Consider the following 21,358-nt stretch of genomic DNA (forward strand, 5'->3'; position numbering starts at 1 on the left):
CGCCCCCTGGCTTCACACCTTGAAGTGTTTGATCCTGTTCTGCAGATCATTTGCCAATCTGGCCAGCTCATCTGCGGCTGTATTCACCTGCTCTGTGCTGCCAGACGTCATTTCTGCGACATCTGTGATCAGGCTGATATTCTGATTAATCTCATCGGCCACCTGCGACTGCTGTCGGGCTGCTTCCGCGATCTGTACATTCATCTGGTTGATGGTCTCGATGGCTGTCACGATCTGGTTCAAAGCGTTATCCGTATCCTGGCTGCTTGCCACGCTGGAAGCCGCTTTGCTGTTGCTTTGGGTCATCGATGTCACTGCCTGTTCTGCTCCTTGCTGTAACCGCTCAATCATGTGCTGAATGTCCACGGTGGCATTTTGGGTTCGACTTGCCAGTGTTCTGACTTCATCGGCTACAACGGCAAATCCGCGTCCCTGTTCGCCGGCGCGCGCGGCTTCAATAGCCGCATTCAATGCGAGCAGGTTGGTTTGTTCTGAAATGTCTCGAATCACATCCAGGATTTTACTGATCTCCTGGCTGTGCTCAGAGAGCTGGTGAATGGTTTCGGTGGCCGATACCAGGTCATTGGCCAGTGTCTGAATTGCTTTCTGTGTCACCGCCAGTTTTTGCTTGCCCGTAGCCGCAAGGTCATTCGCAGCACTGGCACTGAACGAGGTTTGATCAGCATTATCTGCGACTTCACTGACGGTAGCAGTCATTTCATTCATGGCGGTCGCCACCTGAAGGGTTTCAGACTGTACGCGCCGTGCCTGGTCTGACGTGTCAGTGCTGGATGCGGATAATTGCTCTGCTGCCGCTGCCAGCTGCACAGTGGCCGCACTGACCTGACGAATGAGATGCTGAATGTGTTCAGCAAAATGATTGAATGAGCTGGCCAGGTCAGTCAGCTCATCACGCCCTTTGGTATCCAGTCGTGCTGTCAGGTCACCGTCACCCGCAGCAATGTTGCTGAGGCTTGCGGCGGTCTCCCGTAAAGGGTAGATAATACTGCGTGCCAGAACAGCTGCCATGATCAGGCCGAGGATCAGGGAAAGAGCGCCGATACCTGCAATACGCAGCAGTGCTTGCTGATAGTGTTGCACATATTCAGATCGGTCGATCTGTAGTTCAAGGACACCGATGGCTGTGCCGGAAAAATCGAATATCGGGCGAGCCATGACGGCCCAGCTGTGATCATCCTGTTCATACGTGCTGGTATGAATATCGCCTGACTGAATGCGACTGAGCTGATCGGGTGTCAGGCGGGTGTTGCTGCTCAGTGTTGATGCAAAGGTTTCAAAGCCACTCTGTGTGGTAATGTGCAGCGCTGCCCTGGCATCAAACCGTTCGGTGAAGCGGTCAAAAAAATCCTGCCCGAAAGAGAGCCCGACTTCTGCTGAGCCAATATGACGTTGCTGGTGGTATACCGGCAAGACACCTCTGAGCCCGATACCGGCCACGCCTCGCTCAAGCCCGCTTTGAGGTCGTTGCAGCTGGTTGGCGAGTACGACTGTTTCACGGAAACTGCTCAGGTCATCATCATACCTGTCGAGCTGATGTAGTCTCAAATAGGAGGTGGCCGGAGGCAGATGAAACTGAAACTGCTGAATGTTGTATTGAGTCTGCAGTGCCTGAAAAACCGGCAGGGTCAGTTCCATGAGCTGGGTGCGGTCCCGCTCGGCCAGGGCTGCACTGATTCCTTTGCTGCTGATGGATGCCGTGGTAATACGCAGGGCTTGCTCGGCTGTTTCCTCAATAGAGGATAATAATGCGTTATGCAGGTCTTCAAGTTGACGGCTTTCCGCGCGCTGTGTGATATTACTGAGCAGGCTCAGGGTGGTCGGAATAATGGTAGCGATGACCAGGATCAGCATTGAGGCTGTTCCCAGTGCCAGGCGTGTCGAGATACGGATATTTCTGAGCATACAAGTCATTCCGTGTGTCTGAGTCAAGATCTGACTCTTATTATTCTAATTAAGTTGTTTTAAATGTAATTCAAGCACACTTTGTATGCATATCCAATTGCACCTTTGGTCCTGATAGGTCAAAGCAAAAATTTATCTTTGAGCAGGTTTGATGTCTTATGTTGGCAGTTGTGACCGTCCTTTGGCCGGTTTTTGCGTTGTTGGTATGCGGTGCGGTGATGCGGCGCTTTCACTTTCCGGGTGAGGGTTTCTGGGTACCTGCGGAAAAACTCACCTACTATTTCCTGTTTCCAGCCCTGCTGATCCACAGTCTGAGTCAGGCCAGCCTGTCAGGTCAGGAGTCCTTGCGCCTGATGTTAGCGGTGTTGCTGTTGCTGGCGGCAGGTACCCTGATCTGTTATTTGCTGCAGCGCTTTTTGGCACTGGGTGGGCCAGCATTCACGTCTTTTTATCAGGGCAGTATGCGTTTTAATACCTTTGTGGCGCTGGCTGTTTCGGCAGCGCAATTTGGTTCTCAAGGCATCGCTTTGGCGGCTGTTATTGCGGCAGTAATGATTCCGACGTTGAACCTGTTGTGTGTGCTGGTGTTTGCGCAGCACTCCGCGCAGCGGCCAGGTCTGTTGGGCGTGCTGCGTACGCTACTGACTAATCCGCTGATATTGGCCTGTTTGGTGGGTATTCTGCTGAATATGGCTGGGGGATTGCCAACCCTGATGCAACCATTCTTTGTGCTGTTATCGCAAATGGCACTCCCTCTGGGGCTGTTGTCGGTGGGGGCAGCGCTGAATCTGGCAGCCTTGCGCCGTTCTGGTCAGGGACTGCTGTTTTCGATCCTGATTAAATTGATGCTGTTTCCGTTGATGGCCTGGGGGATTGGCTGGATCTTCGGGCTGTCTGCGATGGCGCAGGGCACGCTGATTATTTTTGCCAGTATTCCGACCGCGACATCTGCGTATATTCTGGCACGTCAGTTGGGAGGGGATGCGCCCCTGATGGCGGCGATTATCACGGCGCAGACCTTGATATCCATGCTGACCATCCCGTTGTGGCTGGCTCTGTTGCTGTAAGGGCGGCTCTTACTGTGGTCGACTAAAATTCCAATTTGTTATATTAAAATCAATAAAATAGCGATTTAGCTTCAGATTTGAAGTTAAGTCTGCCATACAACATGGTGTTAAAGAATGAAAAAAAATCTGTCATAGACTTGAAATATTTTTCATTTGTGAAACACTAACTACCAAAGTAGTGGCGAACACACGTTAGAGTCCCTCCGGCGATGCCGGGTACTGCAATGTATAATAAGCAAAAGAGATCACACGATGAGAAGGAGTCCTGATCTGGTACTGGTATTGGTACTGGTTTTCGTGGTGGGCACGGTGATGACCGGCGTGTCTCAAAGCGGTATAGAGTTTGCTTCTGTTGTACAGCAGGTATTTAACAGTTAAAACTGAAAATCTGTTTTTCAGTTGCAATACCCGTCAAGGGAACGTCCCAGTTCTCCAGGGGTAGTTTGTCTACTTGTTGCAACGCATGTGCCAGGCCAACCAGCTTTGGTCCTTTTATACCTTGTGATTTCAGTTTGAAGTTGAAAGTACGGTCATAGTAGCCGCCACCCATTCCCAGTCTTCCCCCCTCTGAGTCAAACGCTACCAGCGGTAGACATACCAGATCCAGTGCCCAGGCCGGTCTTCTTGGTGCTTTAAGCAGACGTGGCTCACGAATTTTGTAGCTGTTCAGACGCATGGGTGAGTGCGCATGATAAGGCAGAAACCAGAGGCGATTATGCAGGATCGGATGCAGGACCGGGAGATAGACAGTCTTCTTGAGCTTCCAGCAGAGCTGGATCAGGGGCTCCGGACTGATTTCACCATCACTGGGAAGATATAGCGCAATATGCCTGGCTTGGCGAAACCAGAGTGTCTGGCAAATCTGTTGTTGCATCAGAAGCGCGTGGCGACGTTGTACAGCGGGACTGAGCTGGCGGCGTTGCTGACGGATATTGCGGCGCAATTGCTGGCGGGTGGTTGGCATGCTGACAGGGTCTCCCAGAGTGCCGTTTACTGATTCTGGCCCTGAACCGTGAGGTTCAGAGAGGGCGCGTTTTCCGATATATCAGGCTTTCCGTCGAGCGGACATGCACACAACACCAGAGGGACGCACCCATGTAGAAAGATATAGGCTCGAGGGACTTAACCAGCTCTCGAACACCCCAGAAGACAACTTCATTATAACAGATTGGTCGTGTTTGTCAGTCATCCCGGTCGATACGTTGCAGTGAATGATCAATTTTGGCACCGATACGTCGTAGCTGGTCTTCGATAGTATGTCGGTTGTGCTCTTTGGACTTCAACAGTTCATGTGACATGTTCAGTGCAGCCATGACAGCAATACGTTCCAGCCCCACAATTTTGCCGGTACTGCGGATTTCCCGCATTTTATCATTCAGATAGTCAGCGGATGCCAGCAGTTCTGCTTCTGCGCCATCCGGGCAGCTGATTGTATATTCCTTGTCGAGTAGTCTGACAGTGACGCTGCGCGCTGAGGTCATGATCCATGCTCCAGGGATTTTAACCGGGAAATCATCGCTTCAATTTTACTCTGGGTTTGCGTATTAATTTGTAGCAATTGGGTGCGCTCCTCTTTGAGGCGCTGCTCGGCCTCACGCAGACGCCGATTTTCTGTCTCCAGCGCGTTCAATCGATCGATCAGTTGGTCGACCTTGTGTTCCAGTGCATTGAATAGATGTTCACTCATGTCCGGGTGCTTCCTGACCGCTATCGTTCTGTATATTAACAGCCTGCATCAACCGGTCAATGCAGCAGGCTATTCATACCCTCTGGAGTAAATGCTAGCATAGCCTGCTAATGAATGATTGATTTCTCGATTGGATATTGACATGTCTGTAGAAAAAACGCTGCCTGAATTGCCAGGCTTTGACGCAGTGGCCGACCTGATGATCAGTGAAGGGGTGTTGACTCTGTCTCCGGCCGAGCTGCATGGTCTGATGACCGGGCAGTTATCTGCCGGTGCGCGGTTTGACAGCGATACTCTGTTACGGGTGCTGTGTGAACTGATGAATGTGGGGCATCTGGAGCAGGAAGGCAGTCAGCTGGCACTGCTTGAACTCTATCAAGTGACCTTGTCGCAACTCCAGGATGAAGAGCTGGGATTCAGGTTGCTGTTGCCAGACGATGATCAGGCCATCAGTCAGCGTGTCGATGCGCTGAGTAGCTGGTGCAGTGGTTTTCTGGCTGGGTTCGGGATGTATCTGGGTGATCACTCTATGTCGGATACCCTGCGAGAAGGGTTGCAGGATTTCTCCGAAATAGCCCAGGTGTCGAGTGATCCGGCTGAGCTGAATGACGATGATGAAGCGGGTTTGCTGGAACTGCAGGAATATGTGCGGATGGCAGCCTTGTATATGTTTGCCGAGTGTAATCCGGGGAGCGAACCTGATCCGGAAGCGATGCGTAAACGTTTGCACTGACGCCTGCGAGCCAGGATTGATTGACCTGACAGAATAGAGGAACGCATGAAACTGAACATGCAGCATTACAAGCAACGTCGTGACACCCTGATTCAGCAGCTGCCTGCTGGCAGTATTGCACTGGTGCCCGCCGCATCGTTGAAGACCCGCAACCGGGATGCCGAATACGCATTTCGGCAAGACAGTGATTTCTACTATCTGACCGGCTTTAATGAGCCGGATGCCCTGTTGGTTTTGATACCGGGTCGAGCAGAAGGTCAGTCCATCCTGTTTTGTCCGCCACGGGATCCAGCAATGGAAATCTGGACCGGCTATCGAGCCGGACCTGAGGGCTGTGTAGCTGACTATGGTGTGGATCAGGCCTTTGTACTGGCGCAGCTGGATGAGCTGATGCCGGGGTTGATCAATGGTCGTCAGGCGCTGTGTTATGCCCAGGGCAGCTATTCGGAGCTGGATGCCCGAGTCAACCGTTGGCTGACGACTCTGCGTACCGGTGTCAGACAAGGGATGGTGTTACCCGAGCAGGTTTTGTTGCTGGATAACTGGCTGCATGAAATGCGACTGTTCAAGGATGCGGCTGAGGTTGAGATCATGCAGCGCGCCGCCACGCTCTCGGCAGAGGCGCACAGCCTGGCAATGCAGCGCTGTCGACCAGGTATGTATGAATATCAGCTGGAGGCCATTATTCAGCAGCATTGTGCCATGTCGGGTGCGCGCTTTCAGGCTTACTCCCCGATTGTTGGTGGTGGTGCGAATGCCTGTATTCTGCATTATATCGACAATAATGCCGAGCTTAAGGCAGATGATCTGGTATTGATCGATGCGGGTTGTGAACTGGATTGCTATGCCAGTGATATTACCCGTACCTTTCCGGTCTCTGGTCGTTTTACCGAGCCTCAGCGTGCGCTGTATCAAGTGGTTCTGGATGCACAGCTGGCCTGTATTGATGCGATTCGACCGGGGGTGCCCTGGGGCGATATTCATGAGCTGTCAATCCGCCTGCTGACTCAGGGACTGCTCAAGTTGGGGTTGTTGCAAGGGGATCTGGAAAACCTGATTCGTACGGAAGCCTATAAACCCTTCTACATGCATCGTATCGGTCACTGGCTGGGTATGGATGTACATGATGTTGGACGTTACAAGCTGCAAGGCCAGTGGCGTCCTCTGGCCGCGGGGATGGTGATGACTGTTGAGCCGGGCTTGTACGTAGCACCTGATAATCTTCAAGTGGATGCCTGCTGGCGCGGTATAGGTATCCGTATTGAAGATGATGTGCTGGTCACCGAAACAGGACATCAAGTGTTGACCGATGCTGTACCTAAATCGATTGAGGCTATTGAGGCACTGATGCAGGCAGGAGACTGAGCATGAAAGCGCATTACGACCTGGTGATTGTAGGTGGCGGTATGGTAGGTGCCAGCCTGGTCTGTGCATTGTTGCCCGTCGCCAGGCGTCTGTCGCTGAGCATTGCGCTGATTGAACAGCAGGCATTGCCGACTCAGGAAGGCCAGCCGTTTCAGCCGAGTTATGATGCGCGCTCAACCGCACTGGCTTACGGTGTCCGCAGTTTTTATCAGGCTACGGGTGTGTGGGACAGGCTGGTTGAACATCTCACCCCTATTGAACACATCCATGTGTCTGACCGCGGCCGATTTGGCGTCACGCGTTTGCATGCCGAAGCGGAGGGTGTCAGTGCGCTGGGTTATGTGGTTGAGAACCATTGGTTGGGCCAGGTATTGCTGGAGCATATCCAGCAGGACAGCAGTGGTTGTGTAGATCTGCTCTGCCCGGCGTCGGTCTCCAGTGTGTCACCGACAACGACAGGTGCTGAGCTGATGGTTGACTTTGCCGGACAGTCTCACGCTATCAGTGCCGAGCTGATTGTGTTGGCAGACGGTGGTCGCTCAGGCTTGCGTGAAAGTCTGGGGATTGTCTGTGACGAGCAGTCATATCATCAGCAGGCGCTGGTGGCCAATGTCAGTCTGGATCGGCCACATGGGCAGGTTGCCTATGAGCGTTTTACCGAACGTGGCCCCATGGCGCTGCTACCTGGAGAAACCCTGCAGGGTGAGTCGCGTTGTGGACTGGTCTGGACCTTGCCTGACGATGCGATCGGTGAGGTGTTGGCACTGGATGACCGGGCCTTTCTGGCTGAACTGCAGCAGGTGTTTGGCTATCGTGCTGGGCGTTTTATCCGGGTGGGTCAGCGTTATCATTATCCACTGAAACTGACGCTGGCGCAGGAACAGGTGCGTGGCGGATTGGTGGTATTGGGTAATGCAGCGCATGCACTGCATCCGATTGCCGGGCAGGGCTATAACCTGGCGCTGCGCGGTGTCACGGATCTGGCAGAAAATTTGATTGAGTCCAGGCAGCAGGGTGTTGCATTGGGTGATCTGTCACGTCTGCAGCGCTATGAGCAGCAGCGTCGTGTCGATCAGCAACGTACCATTGCGTTCAGTGATCGGACCATGCGCCTTTTCTCCAATGCCAATCCGGTGCTGGGTCTGGGGCGTTCGATAGGATTGCAGGCATTGGATCTGTGTCCTCTGGCCAAAACACTGTTTGCACGCGCAGCGATGGGGTTGGATTCTCCTGCCCTGCAGTTACCCCGTTAAGGAGTCGACATGAACCAGAATACAACGTTGCAGCCGGATGTGGTGATTAACGGAGCCGGGATGGTGGGTACCGCACTGGCGGTACTCTTGGCGCAGGCGGGATTACAGGTGGTGATTCTGGAAGCGCGGCAGGAGTCGCCTGAGCAGCTGCTGGAGCAGTTACCTGATGCGCTTCAATCAGGATTCGACCCACGTGTCAGCGCACTGACACTGGCATCTCAGGCCGTGCTGGAGCAGGCAGGAGCCTGGCCGTTGATGCAGTCCTGGCGTGTAACACCCTATATCGGCATGCAGGTGTGGGACGGTTTGAGTGCCGGCAAGATCAGTTTCAGCGCTGCAGAATTGCATGAGCCCTGTCTTGGGCACATTGTTGAAAACCGGGTCACGCTGGCGGCGCTCTATCAGTGTGCATTACAGCAACCGGGTATCCGTTTCTGCTGTGGTGTGCAGATGACCGGGTTGTCGGCGCCTGATGCGCAGGGTGGGCGTGTCCTGACCCTGAGTAATCAACAGCAGCTCTATGCACCCTTATTAATTGGTGCAGATGGTGCGGAGTCCCGGACGCGGCAGCTGGCAGGTATTGCGGCTACTGCCTGGGATTACGGTCATCATGCCATAGTGACTACTGTACGCACCGAGAAACCGCATGGTGCTCAGTGCTGGCAGCGTTTCACCGAAGACGGGCCGCTGGCATTTTTGCCGCTGGCATCGGGAGCCGATGCGCATCTGGTGTCGATTGTCTGGTCCACCTCGCCTGCTCATGCCCAGGCACTGATGGCTGAAACAGATGAGGCGTTCTGTGCAGCCCTGACCCGGGCGGCAGACGGTTGTCTGGGGCAAGTGCTGAGTACCGATCCCCGTCATGCGATTAATCTGCGTCAGCGACATGCCCATCAATATGTGGTGCCTGGTGTGGCACTGGCTGGCGACGCGGCCCACACCATTCATCCCCTGGCGGGGCAAGGTGTCAATCTGGGCTTCCTGGATGTTGCGGCCTTGGCTGACGTGCTCATTGAGGCACATCAGCAGCAGTTGTTGCTCGGTAGTCTGGACATGTTGCGTCGTTACCAGCGCTTGCGCCGTAGTGATAATTTACGTATGTCGGCAACGATGGAGCTGTTCCGGCGTTTATTCGGCGAGCGTCCTGCGCCCCTGCGTCTGTTGCGCAGCAGCGGTATGAATCTGGTGGATCGCCTGTCGCCGGTCAAAAATCATTTGGCGATGATGGCGATGGGAACCCGGGGTGATCTGCCTCGTTTGGCAAGGCGCAACCTTTCGGTGCGTTAAACCCTGATCAGGCATTGAACTGATCACAGTTTGTCGCTACATTAGGTTCCCTTTTTTTGCATTCAGGCGCCAAGTGTCATCTGTCAGCGCACTGAATGTTGCAGAGATGAGCTTTCCTATGGGCAATAAAACTGTTCTTTACCCTCAGCACCTCGCCATGGGAGCCAAAATTGTCGACTTTGGCGGCTGGGATATGCCGCTGCATTACGGCTCTCAGGTTGAAGAGCATCACCGTGTTCGTCGTGAATCCGGTATGTTCGATGTCTCCCACATGACCGTAGTAGATATCACTGGTTCCGATGCACGTGAGTATCTGCGTCGTTTGCTCTGTAATGATGTTGCGCGCCTGAAGCAGAAGGGCAAGGCCCTTTACAGCGGCATGCTGAATGAGCAGGGTGGCGTTATTGATGATTTGATCGTCTATTTAATGACCGAACCGGATGTCTCCGGCGAGTGGTATCGTGTCGTGGTGAATTGCGCTACCCGGGAAAAAGATCTGCGCTGGATGTCAGATCAGGTGATGAAGATGGATGTGGCACTGACCGAGCAGCCGGATTTGGCGATGATCGCGATTCAGGGTCCTGAGGCCCTGCAACGGGTCAAATCGGTTGTCAGCCCCTATCGTCAGAGCCTGATTGACGGTCTGGCTATTTTCCAGGGACAGGAGAGTGAAGGCTGGTTTATTGCCCGCACCGGCTATACCGGTGAAGATGGTCTGGAAATCATGCTGCCTGAAGAGGAAGCCGAGGCGTTCTGGCAGGTATTGGCAGAAGCTGGCGTAGCGCCCTGTGGACTGGGTGCGCGTGATACTCTGCGCCTGGAAGCTGGCATGAACCTCTATGGTCAGGATATGGATGAAACGGTCAGCCCGCTGGTGTCCAACATGGGCTGGGTGGTTGCCTGGGAACCGTCGGATCGTTTCTTTGTGGGCCGTGCGCCGCTTGAGGCTGAGCGGGCAGCCGGGCCTGCCAGTAAGCTGGTAGGGTTGGCGATGGAAACAGGTAAAGGCGTGCTGCGTCATGGTCAGAGTGTGATCGTTGATGATGCAGTGGCAGGGGAGATCACCAGTGGTGGTTTTTCACCCACGCTGGGCTATGCTGTAGCCTTAGCAAGGGTGTCCTCTGCAACAGGCGCTGAGGCAGAGGTCGAAATGCGTGGTAAGCGGGTCAGCGTGCGGGTTGTTCGACCGCCGTTTGTCCGTCAGGGTCAAAAAGTCTATTCCTGAACAGGTAGGAAAACATGAGCAATATTCCAAATGAACTCCGCTACGTTGCCAGCCATGAGTGGATCCGTGATGAAGGTGACGGCACCGTTACCATCGGTATCACTGATCATGCTCAGGACCTGCTGGGTGACGTTGTATTTGTTGAATTGCCCGAAGTGGGTGACCAGGTCTCCGCAGGGGATGATATGGGTGTCGTTGAGTCCGTCAAGGCGGCTTCCGATGTCTATGCACCTTTGACCGGTGAAGTGATCGCTGTGAATGAGGATCTGGAGGAGTCTCCGGAGCTGGTCAATAGCGATCCTTATGGCGATGGCTGGTTTATCCGTTTGCGCCTGAGTGACGCGGATGAACTGACTGACTTGCTGGATGCAGACGGCTATGCCGAGCATTGTGAATCAGAGAGCTGATACCCGCTTGATCCACAGGTGACACCCCGAACCCCGGCAACTGCCGGGGTCGTCTTTATTGGATAACAAGATCAGATGAATTTTCAGTCAATCACGCTTAACCCAGGTTCAGAACGGCGGCTTAAAGCCGGGCATCTGTGGATTTACAGCAATGAAATCGATACCCGTCAGTCACCGCTGAAGCAGTATGTTGCCGGTGAGCAGGTGGTTGTGCAGGATGCTCGGGGCAAGGCGCTGGGAATTGCCTATGTGAATCCGGCAAACCTGATCTGTGGGCGCCTGGTGAGTCGCGACATTCGTTATCCGCTGGACCGCTCCCTGTTGGTGCATCGCCTGAAAGTGGCCCTTGGGTTGCGTGAAATGCATTTTTCGGCCCCCTGTTACCGGCTGGTATACGGCGAATCGGATGGTTTGCCGGGGCTGGTTATTGACCGCTTTTTTGATCTGTTTGTCGTGCAGATCTCAACCGCCGGGATGGAGGCTGTACGGGATGCAATTGTTGAAGCCCTGAACAAGGTGTTTCAGCCGCAGGCCATCCTGTTTCGTAATGATGGCAAGATGCGTGCGATGGAAGGGCTGGACAGCTACATCGAGGTGCTTCAAGGAGAAGTGCCTGAGCTGGCGCCGCTGGAAGAGAACGGTGTGCGTCTGGTGGCGCCCGTGCTGGATGGACAGAAAACCGGCTGGTTTTACGATCACCGTGATAACCGTGCACGGATGATGCAGCTGGTAAAAGGCAAGCGTGTATTGGACCTGTTCAGTTATGTGGGTGGCTGGGGTGCTCAGGCGCTCGCCGCTGGTGCGTCGGAGGTGGTTTGTGTGGATGCCTCCCAGACGGCACTGGATGTCGCGGCTGAAAATGCCCGTCTGAATCAGGGCGAGATGCGTTTCAAAGGCCTGAGAGGTGATGCATTCGATATCTGTAAAGCGTTGATCGCAGAAGGAGAAAAGTTTGATCTGGTGATTACCGATCCGCCTGCCTTCATTCAGCGTCGCAAGGATATCCGTAATGGTGAGCGTGCCTATTCGCGTATTAATAACTTTGCCATGCGCCTGCTGGCCAAAGAGGGTGTGCTGATTGCCGGTTCCTGTTCAATGCACCTGACGCGTGACAGTCTGGTGGATATCCTGCGTGGTAACACACGTGAACTGGACCGGAGCGGGCAGCTGTTCATCCAGGGGCATCAGGGTGCCGACCATCCGGTGCATCCGGCGATCCCTGAGACCGAGTATCTGAAAGCCTGTTTCCTGCGAGTGCTGCCCGCCAGCTAAGTGGCCCAGTCAGTTGTTCAGCTGCGCAGGTCCAGCACCGGCCAGTTGCGTGCCTCAGCAGTGCTGAGCAGCTTGGCATCTGGGTTGACGGCGACCGGGTTGTCCACCACTTCCAGCAGTGGCAGGTCATTATAGGAATCACTGTAGAAATAGCTGCCTGTCAGCGAATGTCCGGATTCAGCCAGCCAGCTATTCAAGCGGATCACCTTGCCTTCGCGGAAGCAGGGTGTTCCGGCAACCTTGCCGGTATATTCACCCTCTGACATTTCAGGGTCTGTAGCCAGAATGGCGTCTACGCCCAGTCGTTCTGCGATAGGCGCGGTGATAAAGGCATTGGTTGCAGTGATGATCAGCAGATAATCCCCTGCCTGACGATGTTGCTCCAGCAGTGCCTGGGCCGCGGGCAGCATCATGGGCTCAATGCATTCCTGCATAAAACGCTGATGTAATGTCTTGAGTGTGTCTTGAGAAAAGCGGGTCAAGGGGTGTAATGCAAAGCCCAGAAACTCTTCAATATCCAGAGTGCCTTGCTGATAGTGCTCCAAAAAGCGGTCATTTGCTTCGCGATAGACTTGGCGGTCTACCAGTCCCTGATCGCAGAGAAATTCCCCCCAGGCGTGATCGCTATCGCCGTTCAGCAGGGTATTATCCAGATCAAATATCGCCAGTCTCACGCCAGTACTCCCGTCATTGAGTTGAAAACCCGATAGCTTAGTCTGAAGGCTGTGATTGATGCAATGTATCTCGATTGGCTATTTGCCCCGGCCGGTAACTGTGGAACAATAAAAGCCAACAGAATGATAAATTAGGTAGTAGAGTGTGATAGATTCAGAAGGCTTTCGGCCAAACGTTGGTATCATTCTGGTGAACTCACTTGGCCAGGTGCTTTGGGCGCGTCGAGTGGGACAGGACGCCTGGCAGTTTCCTCAGGGAGGCATTCACCAGGATGAATCGCCTGAACAGGCGATGTATCGCGAATTAAAAGAAGAAATTGGATTGCTGCCAGAGGATGTGGAATTGTTGGCAGTAACTCGAGGCTGGTTACGCTATCGACTGCCCAAGCGCATGATTCGTCGTCATTCATTGCCAATGTGTGTAGGGCAGAAGCAAAAATGGTTCTTGTTGCGTATGCTCAGCCATGACAGTGCTGTACGCATCGACCAGAGTGATACGCCGGAGTTTGATGGTTGGCAGTGGGTCAGCTATTGGTATCCTTTGGGGCAGGTGGTTTCGTTTAAGCGGGAAGTGTATCGCAAAGCGATGAAGGAGTTGTCACCGAAGTTGTCCAAGGTGTTGCCCTGAGCGCTAATGAATAAGAATCCAACCGGGTGAGATGGGTATGAGCATTCTAAAGGTGTTGCGACAGATAGTGCAGGATGTCAGTACGGCACCTGATCTGAACGCTGTGCTGTCGATCACGGTGGGGCGGGTGCGAAAGGCGATGCAGACACAGGTTTGCTCCGTATTTCTGCACAGTCAGGAAACCGGTCGCTATGTGCTGCGCGCGACCCATGGTTTGAATGCAGAGGCGGTCGGACAGGTCAGCTTGTCACCTGATGAGGGCATCGTCGGGCTGGTCGCCAAACGCGCAGAGCCCATCAATCTCGAAGATGCCTTCAGTCATCCGGCGTTTCACTACATCGATGTGACTGGCGAGGAGCGTTATCACGCCTTTCTCGGTGTGCCGATCATGCATCAGCGCAAGGTGCTGGGAGTGCTGGTCGTACAGCAGCATGAGAAGCGCCGGTTTGATGAGAGTGAAGAAGCCTTTCTGGTGACCCTGTCGGCACAGTTGGCCGGTATTATTGCCCATGCCCATGCGACAGGAGCTATGCAAACCGAGGCTACCTCAGGTGGCCCCGGAAGGCTGCGTCAGGATTTGCGTTATGATGGTGTTGCCGCCGCGGCAGGGGTAGTGATTGGTGAGATAGTTGTTGCATCGCTGCCAGCAGATCTGAACAGTGTGGTTGATCGTCCGGCAGAAGATCCGCAGCAGGAAAAGGCGCGCCTGGAGCGTGCCTTGGTCGCAGTGCGAGAGGAAATCAGTCAGGTGGCTGACAATCTGGCAGGACGCTTGAGCAAGGATGAACGGGCACTTTTCGATGTCTATCTGCGCATGCTGGATGATAACGGTCTGCCGCTGGAAATTCGCGCAATGATTGACCAGGGACGCTGGGCCCAGGGCGCATTGCGTGAGGTGATTCTGGAACATGTGCGGGCCTTTTCCGCAATGGATGATCCTTACCTGAGTGAGCGAGCTACAGATATCAAGGATCTGGGTAAGCGCTTGTTGCAGCATCTGCAGGAAGAAACAGCCAATCATCCACTTGAGTATCCTGAGAATGCAGTGCTGCTGGCCGATGAGCTGACGCCAGCGATGCTGGGCATGGTGCCGGAGGGTAAACTGTCCGGGCTGATTTCTGTTGCCGGTTCAGGTAACTCTCATGCCGCCATATTGGCACGTTCCATGGGAATTCCGACGGTGATGGGGGTGGTTGATCTGCCCTACCGGCGCCTGAATGGTGCACGAGTTATCGTTGATGGTTATAGTGGCCGCGTCTACATCAACCCTTCTGCAGAGTTGGTACAGTCTTTCAGTCGTATTGTGATTGATGAGCAGGTGGTGGCTGATGAATTGCGTGAAATCCGTGATTTGCCAGCCATTACCAAAGATGGCTATCGTTTACCGCTCTGGGTGAATACCGGCTTGTCTGCTGACGTCGCCCGTTCTCTGAAGCAGGGTGCGGAAGGGATTGGGCTTTACCGAACAGAAATCCCGTTTATGATTCGTGACTCCTTTCCCAGTGAGCAGGAACAGATTGAAAGCTACCGGGCACAGCTGGAAGCCTTTGCGCCACGACCGGTGACGATGCGAACACTGGATATTGGTGGTGACAAGGCGCTGCCCTACTTCCCGATTGAAGAAGAAAATCCGTCTCTTGGGTGGCGCGGAATTCGCGTGACGTTGGATCATCCTGAAATATTTATGGTTCAGGTGCGTGCCATGTTACGTGCCTCAGAAGGGCTGAATAATCTCCGTATCATGCTGCCGATGGTCACCAGTACCAGTGAAGTTGAAGAGGCTTTGCGACAAATTGATCGTGCCTGCACCGAATTGCAGGAAGAGGGCTATCAGGTCAAGAAACCTCCGGTAGGAGTGATGATCGAGGTGCCTGCGGCGGTTTATCAGACGCGCCGTTTTGCCCGTCTGGTGGATTTTATCTCAGTGGGGTCGAACGATCTGACACAGTATCTGTTGGCCGTGGATCGAAACAATCCTCGGGTTGCAGGACTCTATGCCAGTTATCATCCTGCGGTACTGAAAGCGTTGGACTTTATCGTGCATGAGGCACATAAAGAACGCAAACAGGTATCCATTTGTGGTGAAATTGCTGCAGATCCTGGAGGGGCGCTGCTGCTGATGGCGATGGGCTATGATGTGCTGTCTGTGAATGCCAATAATTTGCCGAAAATTAAATTTGCTATACGCAATGTCAGTTTCTCGCGTGCACGTCAGTTGCTGCTTTCAGTGCGGGCGTTGCATGATGCAGAAGAGATCCATCAGGAGCTGCGTCAGTCACTGAAGGCCTTTGGTCTGGCCCGCTTGACTCGACCAGCAATTCCGGATCAGAAAATTCCACCCATCTGAGGAAACACTATGTTGATGACACTGCTCCTGTATCTGGTGCTGGGGGCATTTGCTGGCGTTGCGGCTGGCCTGTTTGGTATCGGTGGCGGTCTGTTGATCGTGCCGGTGTTAATTTTCACTTTTGCTGCACAGGGTTTCCCGGTTGAGGTGCTGACCCATATGGCCGTCGCGACCTCGCTGGCAACAATACTGGTGACCTCGATCAGTTCGGTACGTGCGCATCATAAGCGTGGTGCTGTGAGCTGGTCGTTGTTCAGGCCTCTGGCAGTGGGAATTTTGTTCGGAGCAGTGTTGGGGGTGAATACCGCAGTGCTGTTGCCTGGTCCGACCTTGCAGCTGATTTTTGGTGTCTTTGCACTGTTGGTGGCATTGCAGATGGGATTCAATTTGCAGCCGCCACAAAGTCCAGCTGCGCCTGGCACTAAAGAGCTGGCGGGTGCGGGTGGAGTGATTGGCTGGGCTTCCTCTATTTTCGGTATTGGTGGTGGGACACTGTCAGTACCCTATATGACCTGGCGACGCCAGGAAATGCGTGTGGCGGTGGCAACGTCGGCTGCCTGCGGCTTGCCGATTGCCTTGATGGGGACCTTGACGAATGTCTGGTTGGGCTGGGAGCAGGAAGCGCTTCCTGAGTGGACAATCGGTTATGTGTATTTACCGGCGTTCCTGGGCATTATCATCAGCAGTGCTCCCTGTGCCAAGCTGGGCGCGCGCTGGGCACACAGCCTGCCTCAGCCGGTGTTAAAAAAATGTTTTGCGGTATTCCTGCTGTTGGTAGGTCTGCGTTTCCTGTTCAGTAATCTCTAGTGGTCTAATTATGTGGGAACATTCAATAAACCCTGTAGCGTTGAACCTGGGGCCTGTTCAAATCCATTGGTATGGGCTGATGTACGTGATCGGTTTTGCAGCTGCCTGGTGGCTGGGCAATCGGCGTGCAGCACAACCGGGTTCTGGCTGGACTGATCAGCAGGTGGCTGACCTGGTTTTCTGGGGTGCTGTCGGTGTCGTGCTGGGTGGTCGAGCAGGATATGTACTGTTTTATAACTTCGATTACTTTATCCAGGATCCCTTGTGGTTGTTTGCGGTGTGGCAGGGCGGGATGTCTTTTCATGGTGGTCTGATCGGTGTGCTGGTCATGCTGGTGATTTTTGCGCGCCGCTATCAGAAAAACCTCTTTGATATGGGCGATTTTGTGGCCCCGTTAATTCCTGTGGGCTTGGGAGCCGGGCGTTTGGGGAATTTCATTGGTGGTGAGCTCTGGGGGCGTCCGACAGATCAGAGCTGGGGGGTGATCTTCCCGGCAGCGCAGGATGGTTTGGCGCGGCACCCTTCGCAGCTGTACCAGATGTTGCTGGAGGGGCTGGTGTTGTTTGTGGTGCTCTGGTGGTTCTCATCCCGGCCACGCCCTCGCATGGCGGTCTCCGGGCTGTTTTTGCTACTATACGGAGTGTTCCGTCTGGGCGTTGAGTTCTTTCGCCAGCCGGATGCGCAGCTCGGATTTATTGCGTTTGAATGGCTGACCATGGGGCAGTTGCTGTCATTGCCGATGCTCTGTGCAGGTGGGGTTATGCTGCTTTTGGCGTATCGGAACAGAGGTTTATCGTGATTGACTGGATACAGAAGGTGATAGGTTAATGCGTCAATATCTGGATCTCATGCAGGATATTATCGACAACGGTGTCGACAAGGGTGATCGAACAGGTACAGGTACGCGTTCGGTTTTTGGTCGGCAGTTGCGTTTTGATTTGCAGCAGGGCTTCCCGCTGTTAACGACCAAGAAAGTGCATTTGAAGTCGATTATATATGAACTCCTGTGGTTTCTTTCCGGTAGTACAGATAACACCTGGCTGCAGGATCGTGGTGTCAGTATCTGGAATGAGTGGGCGCTGGAAAATGGTGATCTGGGGCCTGTGTATGGCAAGCAGTGGCGCTCCTGGGCCTGCCCGGATGGGTCAACGGTAGATCAAATGGCGCAACTGGTCGAGATGATTCGCACCAAACCGGATTCCCGGCGTCTGATCGTCAGTGGCTGGAATCCGGCAGACTTGCCGGATGAGTCGCTCAGTCCGCAGGAAAATGTCCGGCGTGGCAAGGCAGCCCTGCCTCCCTGTCATACCCTGTTCCAGTTTTATGTTGCCGAAGGGCGGTTAAGCTGTCAGCTGTATCAGCGCAGTGCAGACTATTTTCTGGGCGTACCGTTCAATATTGCATCCTATTCGTTACTGACCCTGATGCTGGCGCAGCAGTGTGACCTGCAGCCGGGTGAGTTCGTGCATACTTTTGGTGATGTGCACCTGTACAGCAATCATTTGAATGACCCGGCAATTGTGGCTGAACAGCTGTCTCGTACACCGGGGGCTCTGCCGCAGATGAAACTGTTGCGTCGACCAGCAAGCCTGTTTGAGTATCAATACGAAGATTTTGAGTTGGTGGGCTATGAGCCGCAACCAGCCATACGTGCACCGATTGCGGTGTAGGGAGCCTTATGCTGTTGTCCATTATCGTTGCCCAGTCGCAGAACCGGGTTATTGGCCGGGGTAATAAACTGCCCTGGTATTTGTCGGAAGACTTGAAGTACTTCAAGCGTATTACGCAGGGCAAACCGATCGTGATGGGGCGTAAAACCTATGAGTCGATTGGTCGGCCTTTACCTGGACGCACCAATATCGTCATTAGTCGCAATCCTGACTATACCCAGCCGGGTACGCGGGTCGTCGGCAGTCTCGAGGAAGCACTCGAATTGGCTGAGCAGCAGGCGTTGGTGGATGGCTCTGAAGAGTTGCTGGTCATAGGGGGTGCCGAGATTTATGCGCAGGCACTGGTGCTGGCGGATCGACTCTATATTACCCAGGTGCATGCAGAGATCGAGGGGGATGCTTTTTTCCCGGAAATAGATCCGCAGGATTGGGAAACGGTTTTGCGTCAGGATTTTTCGGCAGAGGGCCCGAATCCCTATGATTACAGCTTTGTGGTGTATCAACGCTGTCAGGCGAAAGAGGACGTCGTGTGACACGCTACGAACTATTAAGACGTCTGGCTGACGGTCAGTTCCACTCCGGCCGTGAGTTGGGTGAGTGCCTGGGTATCAGCCGTACAGCGGTATGGAAGCAGATTCGTGCGCTCGAAGAATTGGGTCTGGAAGTCTACTGTGTGCGTGGGCGCGGATATCGTATACCGGGCGGGGTTGATCTGCTGGATGTTCAGCGTCTGGAGGCGTTGCTGCTGCCACAGGTCCGGCAGCGCCTGGAGCAGCTGCAGCTTCAGCTTACCACTGGCTCTACCAACGAGCTGGCACTGGAAGGCTTGCGGCATGGTGTGCATGGTGCTTTATACATGGCTGAGCAGCAAACCCAGGGGCGTGGTCGTCGTGGCCGTCGCTGGGTAAGCCCGTTTGCGTCCGGTTTATATTTCTCGCTTGCCTGGCGTTTCCGTTGTGGTGTGGCTGCGCTGGAAGGTTTAAGTCTGGTGGTCGGTCTGGCGCTCAAGCGCGTGCTGGATGCTGCGGGCTTTCAGCAGGTAGGCGTTAAATGGCCGAATGACCTGCTGGTTGCGGGGCGAAAGCTGGCGGGTGTGTTGATTGAAGTGACGGGAGATACCGCCGTTGAGTCGCAATTGGTGATCGGTATCGGTATCAATGCTGCCTTGTCTGATGATGTCAGTGGTGCGATTGATCAGCCTTGGGCTGACTTGCGTCAACAGGGAGTGCCTATTCAGCGTACAGATCTGTTGGCGGCGCTGTTAAATGAGTTGGTGCCGGTGCTGAGTCAGTTTGAATCTGAAGGTTTTGGTCATTTTCGAGATGAATGGATGTCAGCAGATGTGTTTCGTCACCAGCCGGTCAGGGTGCAAACCGGTGCAGATGCATACCTGACTGGCATTGCAGCGGGTGTGAATGAGTCCGGTGCGTTGCTGTTGCAGACCGAGCAGGAATTGCGAACCTTGCATGGCGGTGAAGTCTCTCTCAGAGGCTTGAGTTAACCGCTATGGTTGTGCTGGAAATAGATGCCGGAAATACCTTTGTTAAATGGCGTATACGCTGTCAGGGTCGGCCGCAGGCTGTGCAGCGCTGGCTGACACAGGATGTACGAGAGGGGCGGGTGCTGTTGCCTGAAGACTGGTCCGGAGTGCAGCAGGTACGCTGGGTATCAGTTGCGGGTGATAAAGTGGACCACTGGCTGCAGACTGCATTTCAGGCGTTGGCTGTACCTGTTGTGCGAGCTGTGGCGCGTGATCAACAGTCAGGACTTAAAAATGCCTATCAAAATCCCCGGCAGATGGGTGCTGATCGTTGGTTGGCAATGCTGGCAGTGTGGCAACAGTTACAGGATGCTTTCTGTGTGATTGATGTGGGCAGTGCAGTGACGGTGGATCTGGTGGACAGGCAGGGTTGGCATCTTGGCGGCTATATTTTACCTGGTCTGCGGTTGTTGCAGCAGAGTTTGCTGGGCCAGACAGCGGGTGTGCGCTGGCAGACAACTGAAACCGGTGGGTCATTGGTGCCGGGCGATTCCACAGCGGCCTGTGTGGAGAATGGCTGTCGTTATCAGATGGCGGCATTGTTGCAATATGTTGAACAGGATTGTCGGGCGCGCAATATCCGGCATATCTGGCTGACCGGTGGAGATGCGCCCCTTGTTGCCTCATGGTGTCCGCAAGCGATGCTGCAGGAGACGCTGGTACTGGATGGGCTGCAGGGTCTGGAGCAGGATCTATGTGGCGCTGGGTAATGGTCATGCTGTTGCTGGCGAATGCCTTGATGTTTTTCTGGTATGCGCAGCAGCGCCAGGCAGTGTTGCACGCCGAGCCTCCGGCCTTGCCCGCAGTGCCTCGTGTGGAGTTGATTGATGTGCCTGTAATTGCTCCGGTAGTAGACCAAACAGCTGAATGAATTAAAAAAAGTAAAAAAAGTGCAAACAAGGCTTGCATCACCAAATCGCTATCAGTAAGATACGCACCACTTCGACGGTTACGCCGGTATAGCTCAGTTGGTAGAGCAACTGACTTGTAATCAGTAGGTCCCGGGTTCGACTCCTGGTGCCGGCACCAGTTGATACGGCGAAGTTGTGGTGGGATTCCCGAGTGGCCAAAGGGATCAGACTGTAAATCTGACGCGAGAGCTTCGGTGGTTCGAATCCACCTCCCACCACCATCCTCAATCAGCTGAATTCGGCGGGTATGGTATAGTGGCTATTACCTCAGCCTTCCAAGCTGAAGAGGCGGGTTCGATTCCCGCTACCCGCTCCAAGATTCGCTCATGTAGCTCAGGGGTAGAGCACACCCTTGGTAAGGGTGAGGTCGGCGGTTCAATTCCGCCCATGAGCTCCAGTTATTTATGAAGGGTAGATATAGTGATATGTCTGCCCTTTGTTGTATTTAACGACCTGTGGTCAACCGGAAAAATTGGGAACTCAATATGGCTAAGAAAGCTTTTGAACGTAACAAGCCGCACGTCAACGTAGGAACCATTGGCCACGTTGACCACGGTAAAAC

At 54.0% G+C, this 21,358-nt stretch carries 23 protein-coding genes, 4 tRNA genes, 1 other RNA gene and 1 pseudogene; 23 read left to right on the forward strand and 6 right to left on the reverse strand.

Going from position 1 to position 21,358, the window contains the following annotated elements; genetic code table 11:
* Window positions 1-12 precede the first annotated feature (12 nt).
* On the reverse strand, window positions 13-1,923 hold the full coding sequence (locus ADINL_RS02035; protein WP_036543370.1) for a methyl-accepting chemotaxis protein: 1,911 nt from the start codon (window positions 1,921-1,923) through the stop codon (window positions 13-15).
* Window positions 1,924-2,081: 158 nt separating this feature from the next.
* Here ADINL_RS02035 and ADINL_RS02040 point away from each other — a divergent pair, with 158 nt between their 5' ends.
* Entirely contained in the window at window positions 2,082-2,990 is a 909-nt protein-coding gene (locus ADINL_RS02040) for an AEC family transporter (RefSeq protein ID WP_036543373.1), read from the forward strand.
* Window positions 2,991-3,242: 252 nt separating this feature from the next.
* Window positions 3,243-3,368, forward strand: coding sequence for a hypothetical protein (locus tag ADINL_RS16745; RefSeq protein WP_275574398.1), 126 nt, complete (start codon window positions 3,243-3,245; stop codon window positions 3,366-3,368).
* Here the strand turns inward: ADINL_RS16745 and ADINL_RS02045 are convergent.
* From ADINL_RS02045 to ADINL_RS02055, 4 genes are all read right to left on the reverse strand, one after another.
* Window positions 3,358-3,954: a 5-formyltetrahydrofolate cyclo-ligase gene (locus ADINL_RS02045; RefSeq protein WP_036543376.1), complete on the reverse strand. Its 597-nt coding sequence runs from the start codon at window positions 3,952-3,954 to the stop codon at window positions 3,358-3,360. The two genes, ADINL_RS16745 and ADINL_RS02045, sit on opposite strands and share 11 nt — an antisense overlap.
* 7 nt (window positions 3,955-3,961) lie before the next feature.
* Window positions 3,962-4,142, reverse strand: a non-coding RNA gene (ssrS, locus tag ADINL_RS16160) — 6S RNA.
* Window positions 4,143-4,171: 29 nt separating this feature from the next.
* A complete protein-coding gene (locus ADINL_RS02050; RefSeq protein WP_036543380.1) occupies window positions 4,172-4,471 on the reverse strand; it encodes a cell division protein ZapA in 300 nt (99 codons plus the stop codon).
* Window positions 4,468-4,677 carry a TIGR02449 family protein gene (locus ADINL_RS02055; RefSeq protein ID WP_036543382.1) on the reverse strand — a complete coding sequence of 70 codons (210 nt, stop codon included), beginning with the start codon at window positions 4,675-4,677 and terminating at the stop codon, window positions 4,468-4,470. The genes ADINL_RS02050 and ADINL_RS02055 overlap by 4 nt, the downstream gene beginning before the upstream one ends.
* Window positions 4,678-4,819: 142 nt before the next feature.
* Here ADINL_RS02055 and ADINL_RS02060 point away from each other — a divergent pair, with 142 nt between their 5' ends.
* The 7 genes from ADINL_RS02060 (at window position 4,820) to ADINL_RS02090 (ending at window position 12,219) form a co-directional block, all read left to right on the forward strand.
* Window positions 4,820-5,410, forward strand: coding sequence for a UPF0149 family protein (locus ADINL_RS02060; RefSeq protein WP_036543385.1), 591 nt, complete (start codon window positions 4,820-4,822; stop codon window positions 5,408-5,410).
* A 45-nt stretch (window positions 5,411-5,455) separates the two neighbouring features.
* Window positions 5,456-6,775, forward strand: a complete 1,320-nt coding sequence (gene pepP, locus ADINL_RS02065) for a Xaa-Pro aminopeptidase (RefSeq protein WP_036543388.1) — start codon at window positions 5,456-5,458, stop codon at window positions 6,773-6,775.
* 2 nt (window positions 6,776-6,777) lie between these two features.
* Complete coding sequence (gene ubiH, locus ADINL_RS02070) at window positions 6,778-8,028, forward strand: 2-octaprenyl-6-methoxyphenyl hydroxylase (protein ID WP_036543391.1); 1,251 nt, start codon at window positions 6,778-6,780, stop codon at window positions 8,026-8,028.
* Window positions 8,029-8,037: 9 nt separating this feature from the next.
* Window positions 8,038-9,315 carry a UbiH/UbiF/VisC/COQ6 family ubiquinone biosynthesis hydroxylase gene (locus ADINL_RS02075; RefSeq protein ID WP_036543393.1) on the forward strand — a complete coding sequence of 426 codons (1,278 nt, stop codon included), beginning with the start codon at window positions 8,038-8,040 and terminating at the stop codon, window positions 9,313-9,315.
* Between the two features lie 118 nt (window positions 9,316-9,433).
* On the forward strand, window positions 9,434-10,540 hold the full coding sequence (gcvT, locus tag ADINL_RS02080; protein ID WP_036543457.1) for a glycine cleavage system aminomethyltransferase GcvT: 1,107 nt from the start codon (window positions 9,434-9,436) through the stop codon (window positions 10,538-10,540).
* A 14-nt stretch (window positions 10,541-10,554) separates the two neighbouring features.
* The gene (gene gcvH, locus ADINL_RS02085) at window positions 10,555-10,947 is read left to right on the forward strand and encodes a glycine cleavage system protein GcvH (protein ID WP_036543395.1); all 393 of its coding nucleotides are present in this window, start codon (window positions 10,555-10,557) and stop codon (window positions 10,945-10,947) included.
* Between the two features lie 75 nt (window positions 10,948-11,022).
* The gene (locus ADINL_RS02090; RefSeq protein WP_036543397.1) at window positions 11,023-12,219 is read left to right on the forward strand and encodes a class I SAM-dependent rRNA methyltransferase; all 1,197 of its coding nucleotides are present in this window, start codon (window positions 11,023-11,025) and stop codon (window positions 12,217-12,219) included.
* Between the two features lie 17 nt (window positions 12,220-12,236).
* Here ADINL_RS02090 and ADINL_RS02095 read toward each other — a convergent pair whose 3' ends face one another.
* The gene (locus ADINL_RS02095; RefSeq protein WP_036543399.1) at window positions 12,237-12,893 is read right to left on the reverse strand and encodes a histidinol-phosphatase; all 657 of its coding nucleotides are present in this window, start codon (window positions 12,891-12,893) and stop codon (window positions 12,237-12,239) included.
* A gap of 145 nt (window positions 12,894-13,038) precedes the next feature.
* Between ADINL_RS02095 and ADINL_RS02100 the strand changes: the two genes are divergently transcribed.
* From ADINL_RS02100 to ADINL_RS16320, 14 genes and pseudogenes are all read left to right on the forward strand, one after another.
* Window positions 13,039-13,521 (forward strand): RNA pyrophosphohydrolase, encoded by a 483-nt coding sequence (locus ADINL_RS02100; RefSeq protein WP_036543400.1) that lies wholly within the window; start codon window positions 13,039-13,041, stop codon window positions 13,519-13,521.
* 37 nt (window positions 13,522-13,558) lie between these two features.
* Entirely contained in the window at window positions 13,559-15,868 is a 2,310-nt protein-coding gene (gene ptsP, locus ADINL_RS02105; protein ID WP_239644315.1) for a phosphoenolpyruvate--protein phosphotransferase, read from the forward strand.
* 9 nt (window positions 15,869-15,877) lie between these two features.
* Window positions 15,878-16,675 (forward strand): sulfite exporter TauE/SafE family protein, encoded by a 798-nt coding sequence (locus tag ADINL_RS02110; RefSeq protein ID WP_193364956.1) that lies wholly within the window; start codon window positions 15,878-15,880, stop codon window positions 16,673-16,675.
* 10 nt (window positions 16,676-16,685) lie between these two features.
* Window positions 16,686-17,474 carry a prolipoprotein diacylglyceryl transferase gene (gene lgt / locus ADINL_RS02115; RefSeq protein ID WP_036543401.1) on the forward strand — a complete coding sequence of 263 codons (789 nt, stop codon included), beginning with the start codon at window positions 16,686-16,688 and terminating at the stop codon, window positions 17,472-17,474.
* A 28-nt stretch (window positions 17,475-17,502) separates the two neighbouring features.
* Window positions 17,503-18,345 carry a thymidylate synthase gene (locus ADINL_RS02120; RefSeq protein WP_036543404.1) on the forward strand — a complete coding sequence of 281 codons (843 nt, stop codon included), beginning with the start codon at window positions 17,503-17,505 and terminating at the stop codon, window positions 18,343-18,345.
* 8 nt (window positions 18,346-18,353) lie between these two features.
* Complete coding sequence (locus ADINL_RS02125) at window positions 18,354-18,878, forward strand: dihydrofolate reductase (protein ID WP_036543406.1); 525 nt, start codon at window positions 18,354-18,356, stop codon at window positions 18,876-18,878.
* On the forward strand, window positions 18,875-19,846 hold the full coding sequence (gene birA, locus ADINL_RS02130; RefSeq protein WP_036543409.1) for a bifunctional biotin--[acetyl-CoA-carboxylase] ligase/biotin operon repressor BirA: 972 nt from the start codon (window positions 18,875-18,877) through the stop codon (window positions 19,844-19,846). The genes ADINL_RS02125 and birA overlap by 4 nt, the downstream gene beginning before the upstream one ends.
* A 5-nt stretch (window positions 19,847-19,851) precedes the next feature.
* Entirely contained in the window at window positions 19,852-20,595 is a 744-nt protein-coding gene (locus ADINL_RS02135) for a type III pantothenate kinase (protein ID WP_036543413.1), read from the forward strand.
* Entirely contained in the window at window positions 20,580-20,756 is a 177-nt protein-coding gene (locus ADINL_RS16420; RefSeq protein WP_161667721.1) for a hypothetical protein, read from the forward strand. Before ADINL_RS02135 ends, ADINL_RS16420 begins: the two co-directional genes overlap by 16 nt.
* Window positions 20,757-20,838: 82 nt before the next feature.
* A tRNA-Thr gene (locus ADINL_RS02140) sits at window positions 20,839-20,914 on the forward strand.
* Window positions 20,915-20,933: 19 nt separating this feature from the next.
* Window positions 20,934-21,017, forward strand: a tRNA-Tyr gene (locus ADINL_RS02145).
* Window positions 21,018-21,037: 20 nt separating this feature from the next.
* Window positions 21,038-21,112, forward strand: a tRNA-Gly gene (locus ADINL_RS02150).
* 6 nt (window positions 21,113-21,118) lie between these two features.
* A tRNA-Thr gene (locus ADINL_RS02155) sits at window positions 21,119-21,193 on the forward strand.
* Between the two features lie 88 nt (window positions 21,194-21,281).
* Window positions 21,282-21,358 (forward strand): annotated as a pseudogene (locus ADINL_RS16320) (GTP-binding protein); the annotation flags it as partial.

This window comes from Nitrincola lacisaponensis (assembly GCF_000691225.1).
Lineage (GTDB): Bacteria > Pseudomonadota > Gammaproteobacteria > Pseudomonadales > Balneatricaceae > Nitrincola > Nitrincola lacisaponensis.

Coding starts and splice junctions, on each gene's coding strand:
- ADINL_RS02075 (WP_036543393.1), top strand. CDS start 8,038: ATGAACCAGAATACAACGTTGCAGCCGGATGTGGTGATTAACGGAGCC.
- ADINL_RS16745 (WP_275574398.1), top strand. CDS start 3,243: ATGAGAAGGAGTCCTGATCTGGTACTGGTATTGGTACTGGTTTTCGTG.
- ADINL_RS02050 (WP_036543380.1), bottom strand. CDS start 4,471: ATGACCTCAGCGCGCAGCGTCACTGTCAGACTACTCGACAAGGAATAT.
- ADINL_RS02135 (WP_036543413.1), top strand. CDS start 19,852: ATGGTTGTGCTGGAAATAGATGCCGGAAATACCTTTGTTAAATGGCGT.
- gcvH (WP_036543395.1), top strand. CDS start 10,555: ATGAGCAATATTCCAAATGAACTCCGCTACGTTGCCAGCCATGAGTGG.
- ADINL_RS02060 (WP_036543385.1), top strand. CDS start 4,820: ATGTCTGTAGAAAAAACGCTGCCTGAATTGCCAGGCTTTGACGCAGTG.
- ADINL_RS02040 (WP_036543373.1), top strand. CDS start 2,082: ATGTTGGCAGTTGTGACCGTCCTTTGGCCGGTTTTTGCGTTGTTGGTA.
- ADINL_RS02090 (WP_036543397.1), top strand. CDS start 11,023: ATGAATTTTCAGTCAATCACGCTTAACCCAGGTTCAGAACGGCGGCTT.
- ADINL_RS02120 (WP_036543404.1), top strand. CDS start 17,503: ATGCGTCAATATCTGGATCTCATGCAGGATATTATCGACAACGGTGTC.
- gcvT (WP_036543457.1), top strand. CDS start 9,434: ATGGGCAATAAAACTGTTCTTTACCCTCAGCACCTCGCCATGGGAGCC.
- ptsP (WP_239644315.1), top strand. CDS start 13,559: ATGAGCATTCTAAAGGTGTTGCGACAGATAGTGCAGGATGTCAGTACG.
- lgt (WP_036543401.1), top strand. CDS start 16,686: ATGTGGGAACATTCAATAAACCCTGTAGCGTTGAACCTGGGGCCTGTT.
- ADINL_RS02035 (WP_036543370.1), bottom strand. CDS start 1,923: ATGCTCAGAAATATCCGTATCTCGACACGCCTGGCACTGGGAACAGCC.
- ubiH (WP_036543391.1), top strand. CDS start 6,778: ATGAAAGCGCATTACGACCTGGTGATTGTAGGTGGCGGTATGGTAGGT.
- pepP (WP_036543388.1), top strand. CDS start 5,456: ATGAAACTGAACATGCAGCATTACAAGCAACGTCGTGACACCCTGATT.
- ADINL_RS02055 (WP_036543382.1), bottom strand. CDS start 4,677: ATGAGTGAACATCTATTCAATGCACTGGAACACAAGGTCGACCAACTG.
- ADINL_RS02125 (WP_036543406.1), top strand. CDS start 18,354: ATGCTGTTGTCCATTATCGTTGCCCAGTCGCAGAACCGGGTTATTGGC.
- ADINL_RS02110 (WP_193364956.1), top strand. CDS start 15,878: ATGTTGATGACACTGCTCCTGTATCTGGTGCTGGGGGCATTTGCTGGC.
- ADINL_RS02045 (WP_036543376.1), bottom strand. CDS start 3,954: ATGCCAACCACCCGCCAGCAATTGCGCCGCAATATCCGTCAGCAACGC.
- ADINL_RS16420 (WP_161667721.1), top strand. CDS start 20,580: ATGTGGCGCTGGGTAATGGTCATGCTGTTGCTGGCGAATGCCTTGATG.